The organism is Hamadaea sp. NPDC051192, assembly GCF_040682475.1.
In the GTDB taxonomy this organism is placed as follows: Bacteria; Actinomycetota; Actinomycetes; order Mycobacteriales; family Micromonosporaceae; genus Hamadaea; species Hamadaea flava.
Genome location: NZ_JBFBAZ010000215.1, coordinates 1 through 9,365, shown reverse-complemented (window position 1 = coordinate 9,365; position 9,365 = coordinate 1). Strand labels below are relative to the sequence as shown.

Annotated in this window: 6 protein-coding genes; 2 read left to right on the top strand and 4 right to left on the bottom strand. The window is 65.3% G+C overall.

Features of this window, described 5'->3' with window-relative positions; all coding sequences use genetic code 11:
• The first annotated feature begins 909 nt into the window (after positions 1–909).
• Both AB0M47_RS40540 and AB0M47_RS40535 read left to right on the top strand, forming a co-directional pair.
• Complete coding sequence (locus tag AB0M47_RS40540; protein ID WP_363423744.1) at positions 910–5,304, top strand: polymorphic toxin-type HINT domain-containing protein; 4,395 nt, start codon at positions 910–912, stop codon at positions 5,302–5,304.
• A gap of 73 nt (positions 5,305–5,377) precedes the next feature.
• Entirely contained in the window at positions 5,378–5,788 is a 411-nt protein-coding gene (locus AB0M47_RS40535) for a hypothetical protein (RefSeq protein WP_363423741.1), read from the top strand.
• Between the two features lie 187 nt (positions 5,789–5,975).
• Here the strand turns inward: AB0M47_RS40535 and AB0M47_RS40530 are convergent, their stop codons facing one another.
• The 4 genes from AB0M47_RS40530 to AB0M47_RS40515 all read right to left on the bottom strand — a co-directional run bounded on the left by AB0M47_RS40530 (position 5,976) and on the right by AB0M47_RS40515 (position 8,871).
• Positions 5,976–6,179 carry a hypothetical protein gene (locus AB0M47_RS40530; protein WP_363423738.1) on the bottom strand — a complete coding sequence of 68 codons (204 nt, stop codon included), beginning with the start codon at positions 6,177–6,179 and terminating at the stop codon, positions 5,976–5,978.
• Between the two features lie 169 nt (positions 6,180–6,348).
• Positions 6,349–7,062: a hypothetical protein gene (locus AB0M47_RS40525; protein ID WP_363423735.1), complete on the bottom strand. Its 714-nt coding sequence runs from the start codon at positions 7,060–7,062 to the stop codon at positions 6,349–6,351.
• The gene (locus AB0M47_RS40520) at positions 7,049–7,573 is read right to left on the bottom strand and encodes a SigE family RNA polymerase sigma factor (RefSeq protein ID WP_363423732.1); all 525 of its coding nucleotides are present in this window, start codon (positions 7,571–7,573) and stop codon (positions 7,049–7,051) included. The genes AB0M47_RS40525 and AB0M47_RS40520 overlap by 14 nt, the downstream gene beginning before the upstream one ends.
• Before the next feature lie 71 nt (positions 7,574–7,644).
• Entirely contained in the window at positions 7,645–8,871 is a 1,227-nt protein-coding gene (locus AB0M47_RS40515) for a hypothetical protein (RefSeq protein ID WP_363423730.1), read from the bottom strand.
• Positions 8,872–9,365 lie beyond the last annotated feature (494 nt).

Below are 9,365 nucleotides of genomic sequence, written 5' to 3'. Positions count from 1 at the left end.
AATCGATGGTCATGGTGGCGTCGCCGACACCAGTACCGAGCCAAAACAAGCCACTACCAGCGAAGACTCAACCTCAGCCAAGTGCGGCTGGAGTACTAGCCACCGAGCCTGGACCATACGTGTACCACATGTATGGACAAGAAGTGCGACGCGTCAATCTCGACTGTGACGACTGCTGACCACGCTGAAGCCAGTCCGTGCTGGCCGCTACCGAAGCGATACCGAGCCGTGAGCGGCCGACAGCTTGGCCCCATCCCCTCACCAGCCCCTTTGCTGGCGAGCCGTTGAAGGCTGCAGAGGTCACCGCTGAGGATCTACACATTGGCTCCTCGGCAGCGCCTCCAAGATCGGCTAAGGCCTCCGCCGACGTGACGAATGATGTCCCGCGGCATCCGAGTGCCGATGTCTTCGGCAGAGTGTCATGGTGTGGGCGGTGGCTGTGGCGATCGCCTTCCACGGTGCGCTGTCGAGCATCTTGACTCGGGTTCCTGGGCAGGCCGCCCGGGCGGAGGTTGCCGTCGACGGAGAGCGTCACGTTGTGTCGTCTTCCTGCGGACAGCCTCGATGTGGGCCTGACCTGCGCCGCCGTTGAGGCTTGCGCTCTGGTGGGCGAAGAACACTCTGGTCGGCGGCATCGATCGCGGCCTGGAAGATTGTCAGCGAGGCAGGCGGCCAGGGCCACGCTGTTGTCAGCCGAGTTGAGGTGGGGTAGTGCGAACGTCGTCCGCGCTCTCCCCTGCCCAGATGCCAGTTGTTGTCGTTCCGGGGATTCTTGCACCGGCAGTCGATGTCGGATCTGGCGGAATCTCCTGATTGGTCGTTGGTCGTTGGTCGTTGGTCGCTCATCGCTGTCGATCAGCAAGTTCACAGGAACCCATTGACGCCTGGCGTTCCCAATGATCTACGGCGGTGACGGCGTCCAGCGCCGCCGTGCCGGTTCGACAGATCGCTTCCTCGACGTCGTCGTCACCGGATCTCAACTGGTCGCTGTGGCCTGAGTGGAGCCTGTACACGGTTCCCGATCTGGACATGTACAACTCGAGCTTCTCACAGATCCCCCGGGACGTGACCGGCGAGCGGACCCGCCAGTGGCAGTGCCAGATCGGCGATGAGTTGCACCATGGCGGGCCGCGGTGGCAGGTGGTGGCGGCGAACGCGCTGGCCGGCCCGCCGGGCACTCCAGATGACATCGAGGACGAACTGCAGGCAGCCGGCGACGCTGACGCCGCCGAGTATCCACTGCTGCACAAGCGCGATGCTCAGGAAGCCGCCTGGTATGCCCAGCTGAACTCGATCTCGGGCGCTTACGGTGTCACGCCGTCGTTCGGCTACCCGACCGACGCGTTCCTGTGGGAGAGCATCCACTTCAGCCGGACGCAGCCGCATGCCCCGCTGGCCAGTGCTGCGACCGTCAGCCGCATCCGGGACATGATCACTGCTGGGATCGCGACGGACGCATTCCTGCAGGCCTATACGGCGTACTGGGACTCGATGTACCCGGGCTACGGCACGGCGCTGGCAATCCAGGCACTGACGGTCAAGATCACCGCTGATGACGCTCGCCGGTTCCTGCAGTATGGGGGCTTCCCCAAGGTAGCTCCGACACGTGGCACACCGGAGTTCCGGGTGGAGGTCGAGGCGGTCAAGTCCCGCTGGGCATCATGCGATGTCACCAGCCCGCCGGACCCCTATCGGGTGCTGACCGATGTCGTCACGACTGCCCGCGCCGAGTGGGAGGCCGAGGTCGGCGCCCAGACGTCGGCGCGCAACGCGATCGTCGCTTCGCAGATCGCTGCGTGGGAGCAGATGCGCGCGGCGAACGAGGCCCTGATCGAGTCGATGGGCCAGGCGTGGGTCGCCGAGCGTGCGCTGTATTACCAGAAGGCGCGGGGCACCCAGATCACCCCGGCTGAGATCGCAGCGATCAACACGATCCTGCAGGACGTCCAGACCCGTATCGGCACACAGGTCGGCGTCGCGAATCAGAAGGTGACCGCCGCGGTCGCCGAAGGCGCCAAGGTGGACACAGCGGTAGCGCAGGCCAAGACAGCCGCCGAAGCCTACGGCGCGCCGCCGGGACGGGCACTGCTGTACGCGCACCAGTCGGCGCAGGTGGTGAAATCGCTGATCGCGGCTACGCAGGCGGCCGCCGGGGCAGCGAATACGGCGTGGCAGGCGTCGAAGACTACCGGCACCGATAGCGAGGCGCTGTGGGCGCAGGCGCAGGCGCAGGCGTATGCGGTCCAGGCCCAGGCCCGCCGGTACGCGGCTGAGTACGCCGCCTACGAGGCGCACAACGCGGCCCTTTGGGCCGCTAACGAGGCGCAGAAGGCAGCTGACCTGGCCAACCGGGCCAAGGACGACCGGATCAAGGCCGAGGCGGCCGAGGCCACGGCGAAGGCGGCCGCCGCCGACGCGCACGCCAAGATGCTGGCCGCCAAGGCCGAACGCGACAACGCCGCCGCTCAGCGGGCGAAAGCTGAGGCCGAACGGCAGAAAGCGGCTGACGCCGAGGCCCGTGCACAGCAGCAGAACAGCAACGCCCAGCAGGCCCGGCAGACGGCTCAGGACCAGGCCGCGATTGCTGCGGAGAAACGCTACGAGGCTGAGGATTCCGAGCGCGAAGCCAGCAACCTGCGCAATGTTGCGATCAACGCAGAGCTGAGCGCACAGGCGAAGGAAGCACAAGCCGCAGCGGCGGAGGCAAAGGCGTCCGCGATGGATGCGGGAGAGGAAGCGGACGCTGCCAGGGCAGCGGCTACCGCCGCTCGCGCCGCAGCGAACGAAGCGGCTCAGTATGCGCAGAGCGCTCGTGCCGCTGCGGGTGACGCGACTGCTGCGGCCTCAGCCGCACGTGCTGCCGCCACCGAGGCTCAAGCGTCCGCCGATCGCGCACAGGCAAACGCAAAGGCAGCCGAGGCCGATGTCGCGATCACACAAGCGCAGCTAGCCGAAGCCCACGCAGCGGCCGCCGACGCAACCTGGGCTTCGCAGGAGGCCGCCCAGGCTGTGGAGGCTGCCAAACAGCAGGCTGACGTCGCGGCGCAGCACGCCGCCCAAGCGCGCGCGGAGGCGGAAGCGACCAAGGCGCAGGCGCAGTTGTCGAACGAAGCCGCTGCGGTCGCAATCGGCAAAGCTCACGCGGCTGCCGACAACGCCGCGGCGACGCGTGATGCCGCGCTGACCGCTGTCGCCGCGGCTGACAACGCGATCGTTCTCGGCACCAAATTTGCCGAGACCGATACTTCTGCCGGCATGGCTGTGCTGACCGGACAGCAGGTTAAGACCCTCGCTGAGCAACAAGCAGCTGCGGCCGAGGCCAAATCCGCCGAGGCTGCTCGAGCCGCGCAGGCAGCCGCCGAAGCAGCCGCACAAGCTGACGCAGATTCCAAGCTCGCAGCGCAGGCTGCCGCATCGGCCGCAGCGGACGCGGCAGCGGCCCAGCAAAGCGTTGCCGCAGCTGCCCGGTCCGCTGCGGAGGCAGCTCAGGAGGCGGCGGCGGCCGCCGCGTCTGAGGCCCGCACCGCGCAGTACAACGCACAGGCGCAACAGGATGCTGCGTTGGCTGCGCAGTATGCCGCGGAGGCGGCCGCCGAAGCTGCGGCGGCCCTCGATGCCGCGGTTGAAGCCGAACGAGATGCGGCGGCCGCCCGACAGGCGGCCAACCAGGCGGAGGCTGCCGCAGACGCCGCACGTCAAGCTGCCGAGCAGGCGGAGCGTGACGCGACTGCGGCTGAGGCGGCCGCACAGCATGCGCTGGCCGATGCCGAGCAGGCGCAGCAATACGCTGCTCTCGCTGAAGCCAACGCCGATGCACAAGCGCGTGCCGCGCTGGGCACGAATTCACCCACGGGTGAGGCGGGCGTGCAGGCATTGCCGCACGTCACGACGAAGGTGGTGCATCAGACTCCGATTGTTTGCCCGCCAGAGAGCAATTCGGAGTTCTGCGAGACCACCGTCACGTACGAAATTACCGGAACGATCGACTTCGTACTCGTGACATGCCCCGATCTCGCGGACATCTTCTGCCCCGATGAGATGACCACCGACCACCTGGCCACCGTCACGCTGGTGCCCAAGACACGCGACCAGCTCGTGCAGCTCAATCGCGAAGACGTCTTCACGCTTCTGAAGCGGTTGGGCGAGGCACTAATCAGTGACTACGTCAACTGCGCCAAAGGCCTGGGCATCGTCGATGGCCAGGAAGGCACGCCTGACAACTGGGAAGCGTCGTGCGGATGGGTAGCCGCCGACCTCGCCTTGCCGCTGATCCTCGGCAGAGTTGCGACGGCCATCAGGGCGCTTCGGGTGGCGATGCGCACCGGGACGGGGTTCGTCGAGGCGTACACCGCCCTGCGGACAGCCGAGATCGCCGCCGGGACACTCGCCAAGATCGAGCGGGAGATCTACCGCGCGTTGCAGGACTCCTGCATCGTGCACAGTTTCGCCGCCGACACCCCTGTACTGCTGGCCGATGGCAGCACGAAACCCATCAGCCAGATCGCCGTCGGTGAACATGTTCTGACGACCGACCCCGCAACCGGTCAGAACGCTGTGGAAGACGTCACCCAGACGTTCAAGAACCGCGACCTCGAACTGTCCGACTTGACCGTGCGAAACGCGGCCGGCCATACGTCGGTCGTCCACACAACGCCACATCACCCGTTCTGGGTGGACGGGACGCTGCACAGGTGGGTCGACGCCGCCCGCCTCGAACCCGGTGACCGCCTGCACGCCCTCACGGGCCAGGGCCTCACCGTCGAGTCCGTCAGAACGTTCACCAGCCAGCGCGACATGTACGACCTGACAGTCGACCGTGTCCACACCTACTACATAGTCGTTAACGGCGTCCCGGCCCTGGTCCACAACTTCGGCGCCCGTGACTGCGGGCTCATGGTCCGCTACGCCAGCGAAGGACTCCCGAAGCTAGCGCACGAGTGGCGGGTTGCATCCGGAAACGCCTACAACTACGCGCGAAACGTCGCGGCCGCAGTTGTCGAAGTTGACGGGGTGGAAACGGTCGTCTACGGCATCAGCCAGGGGGACGACCTTCACTCCGAGATCGACATCATCAACAAGATCAAGGCGATGAAGGACAATGGGCAGACGGTCGGCAAGATCACCGAACTGTATAGCGATCGGCAAGTATGCCTCAGATGCAACCCAGCCTTGCAGCCGTATATTGCAGACAACCTGGAAGTGAAGTTCGCCGTTTACTATGACGATCCAAACCCGGAGCTAGCAAAGCTCATCAACCAGCAATCTCGGGACCTCCTCAAAGGTATGATCTACGCACACCTTTAGGTGGCAACTTTGATACGTTGGTCGCGATCCCTTGCCGGGTCGCGACCAACGTTTACGTGCTTGCGGAGACCTTATGATCGGCGAACCCCCGCCCTCGATCACCGATGATGACATCCTTCGACTTCGAATTCTCGGCAACGAAGTCAAGGAAGCCCTCACCGGTGCCGGACTTCCCGCGACGTTCGTGCCCGAACCGGCGGGACCGCCGCCCGTCACCATCGGCGCATGTATTCGCATTGATCAATATAATTCAAGTGTTGTCTACATCGAGTGGGAAATCGGCCCGGCCCTTCGGAGGCGCGCCGCGATGCTGCCGCCGCGAGACTTCACGCATCCAGATGCCAGAGTTGCCGTCGTTGCAGCATTGGCGATGGGCGAGGCAATGCGAAGGATCCTAGTAGAAGCTGGATTTGAAGCCGATCTGGGATACGACATGGCTCCCGGCGCGGTATGGGTCAGGCGCCCGGATGACCAGAGGCGGTAATCGTTCGATATTCGCCTGGGTGACTCGGTAGCAACTGCTCAGCATTGTGGATCTTGAGAGATGAAGCGCCTTCTGCCACCTGTAAGAGGTCGAGCAGGATCTCCCAATGGGGGTTGTCGCTGCGGTATGAGTCGGCTGTGGTGCGCCGCCACAGCCCACGCGGACTAGCCGCGTCCTGCCAGTAGCTTTACCAATACTCGCCATGAACCGCCGGATAGGAGATCCGGCGTTCATCGGCCAGGATCTCCCGGATCTGGGAGCGAAGATCGTCGAAGCCGTCGCCGGCCGTTAGGTGCCCGGTTTCGGCGTTCCGGGCGCGTACCCAGGCCAAGGCCGGCGCGCTGTCGATCTCCTCCAGCCACCGCCACGGGTCGTCGTCTGTTGATACCACGGCACCACTATGGCTGCGACTTCCGCCCCGCACCAGAATCGAGTCGAGTTGCCGTCCAGCGCCATGCCAAGAGCACGGTCAGCGTGTATGACCCGACAAGGTTCACAGTGACAGTGGGCAGTCACGACCACGGTTACGGCTGTCGCGTCCGGAACCGTCAGTGCCTTGGTTATTGGGCCAGTTGTTCGCCCGCTCCATACGTAAAGCACAGTGGCAATTTTGGGTAGCGGGCGGTCAACTCCGCCTGAGCGCGAACGGGATCCAACGTGGTCACCAGCACGCAGTTGTCGCGGTATTCCGGGCCAAACTGGTTCAGTGCCAGGCCTCGCGATTTCCAATATTCTTGATCAGCAAGGAGCTGATCGGTCGTCGCGAGGAGATCCGCGTAGGAGTGGGTCGCGCACATCATGACGATCTTCTCGTGTCCGGGTATGGCAGCCACGGCACGATCGAATTCGTGCGACGGGATCCGCCACACCAGGACTCGATCGTGCTCGGTGTCCATGATCAGCCCGGCGTAGGTCGTGCGGTATTGGTCGTCGCCCAGGCGATGTACGGCATCGGCGAGCGCGGATAGCCCCGCCGAGCCGCCCGGCTGTGGGGTGGCCTCGCCGGGAGCTGGGCTCATGGGTGTGGTCGGTAGGGTGGAGCCGGCGCATGCGTCGCTGCCGAACAGTGGTGCCAATGCACCGCCTCGGTAAGCTTCGACGCCGATGGCTACTCCTGCGGTGATCAGCAGGACGAGCGCTGCGGCAGAAGTGATGCTGATCCGGCGGCGGCGGCGGGCGCGGCGGTGAATGTTTTCCAGCGGAGCGGTTGAGAGGCTGGCCGGCGGCTCGGGGAGAGCGTCGGTCAGGAGCCGTCGCAGGTCATCGTTGCTCATCGGTTACCTCCAGCTCCCCGGTGGCGAGGGCTTGAATCGCCTGATCACGACGTAGGCCGTGGAGGGCACGGGCGGTGTAGGACTTGACCGTGCCGACGCTTATGCCCATCACGTGCGCCGTTGCCGTCTCGGTCAGGTCGGCGTGATATCGGAGCATGAGCACTGCGCGCTGCTGCCGGGGCAGTTGCTGTAGTGCTGCGGCGAGTGTCGCTCGCAGGTCGAGATCGTCGGACGGCCGCTGTGAGGATGGTTCGGGAACCGCATCGTGCGGGACTTCGCCGCGCCAGCGGCGCCGCCACCACGACAGGTGGGTGGTTGCCATCATGCTGCGCAGGTAGGCGTCGGGCGCGTTGTCTCGGATGCGCTGCCAGTGGCCGTAGGCGCGGGCGAGCACGGTCTGCACGAGGTCTTCCGCGCGGTACCAGTCTCCCGTGAGCAGCCACGCGGAGCGCACGAGGCGGGGCCACGCCGCTCGCACGTACTCGTCGAAGTCTTGGCCGGTGTGCTCCATCACTGGTCTAACAACGCCGGGCGGGGGAATGGTTGCCCGCCCGGCGTAGATCTTGTGGTTCCCTACGGTTACTACCCAGTGACGATCGTGGCACCGAGATAGGAGACGGTCTGCGTGACGTCGGCATAGACGATCCGGTAGTAGCAGCTATATGCAATTCCCGTGCAGGACGCCGAGTATCCGACCACGCCGGCACTGATGATGCCCTTAGCGATCACCCTGCCGTTGTCCGGGGCGGGGATCTCGAACACCGGACCGCCGCTGTCACCCTGCCCGGCCGCATTCAGATGACCGGTTTGCTCGGCGATCACCATCGGCGACTGTCCACCGATGGTCTGGTTGTTGCTCTTGACCTGGATTCCACAGCGAACACCGGAGGCGGCGCCCGACGTGCATAGCCAGTTACCGACGGCGCTGAACGTCGCCGATTGAACGCCCTTGGTGACGCTGGACTCGTTCCACGGCCCGTCCCACATGCGCCCGGTCCCGCGAGCGTCGACCAGGGCGATGTCACGGGTGGTGTTCCTGTTGCCGAGCGTGCCCATGTAGTCGTTGCCGCCGTCGTAGACGCTGGCGCCGCTGCTGCCGCAGTGCGCGGCCGTCAGCAGCTTCGTGCGCCCGCCGTGGTTGACGGTAAACGAGTTCGTGCAGGCACCGCTTCCGATCAGGAGGGTTCCACCCGCGTAGTAGGGCGATTGGTCGTCCTGCCGTGACACCAGTTGGACGAGCGTGGTCGCATCCTGTGTGTGGACCGTGGCGACCTTGGCGTTGTCGAGCGCCGATTGCGCCTGACTTGGAAGATCCGCGCCACGCCGCGTCTTCACCTGAAGCCCGCTGGCGTCGGGAAGCGGCCCAACCTCGATCAGCTCCCGATGCCGGGAGAGGATCGCCGCTTCACGCAGGAGCTGCTCCTGTGTGAAGCGCGCCGGAAGGATCTTCACCGGGATTTTGGTGCGCATCTGGTTGATGACTGCCTCGACATTCGAGGGAACGTTGCCGTGCCAATACACCAGCAGTTCCCGATTCTCGGGGGCGGCGATGAACGAGCCGAGCCCCGAGTGCGCGGACGAGTTGGCTGCGGCGGCGATCGCCGCCGCAGCTGCGTTCATCCGGCCCTGTACCTCGAACAGCTCGCCCCAGCTGGCGAACCCGCCGGGGACGGGCTCGGAGATCGCCAGAACGAAGCCGGAGGCCGCCCCGGCACTGTCCTGGCCAGCGACCGCCGGCAACGCGGTGGCGCCCGTTGTGGCGACTCCGAGCGCCATGATCGCGACGATCCGAATGAGCCTGTGTCTCATAGTTCCTCCCCATGGATCTGAGAACACAAAGAGACTGCGAGGAAGCGCATCGCAGTCGAACGCCTGTACTAATTGACAGGCTTGACAATCATGCTGGTTGCATGTCGTGCTGTCAACCGCTACGCGGGCGGACTGGGCGCTTGGATCGGCGTGGCGTTGCTGACGGGTGTCGGGACTGCTCGGCCGGCTTGGTGCGTTCTTGGTCGGCGGTGATCGGTCCGGTGCGTCTGCCGAGCTGTTTGCTTTGGCGGCACCGTGGAAGAAGTCGCGGCCGCGGGCGGAATATGGGTCGGACAGGTGCCGCATTCCGTTGCTAGTACGGCAGTCACGGTTCACCGTCTGAGCTGCTCGTCTTCGATGGCGGCTCGTCGTTTGTGGTGGCTGGTTTTGGCCTGGGTCTGATGGCATCGTCTCCATGCCGACCAGGTGAGGGCCGCGGCGAGGTCGACGGGTCGGGTCGTGATTGTGTTGATCAGGCGGCGGACCTCGGGCAC

Excerpts from the sequence above, each read along its gene's own strand:
- AB0M47_RS40520 (WP_363423732.1), bottom strand. The coding sequence starts at position 7,573 with ATGGAGCACACCGGCCAAGACTTCGACGAGTACGTGCGAGCGGCGTGG.
- AB0M47_RS40525 (WP_363423735.1), bottom strand. The coding sequence starts at position 7,062 with ATGAGCAACGATGACCTGCGACGGCTCCTGACCGACGCTCTCCCCGAG.
- AB0M47_RS40515 (WP_363423730.1), bottom strand. The coding sequence starts at position 8,871 with ATGAGACACAGGCTCATTCGGATCGTCGCGATCATGGCGCTCGGAGTC.
- AB0M47_RS40535 (WP_363423741.1), top strand. The coding sequence starts at position 5,378 with ATGATCGGCGAACCCCCGCCCTCGATCACCGATGATGACATCCTTCGA.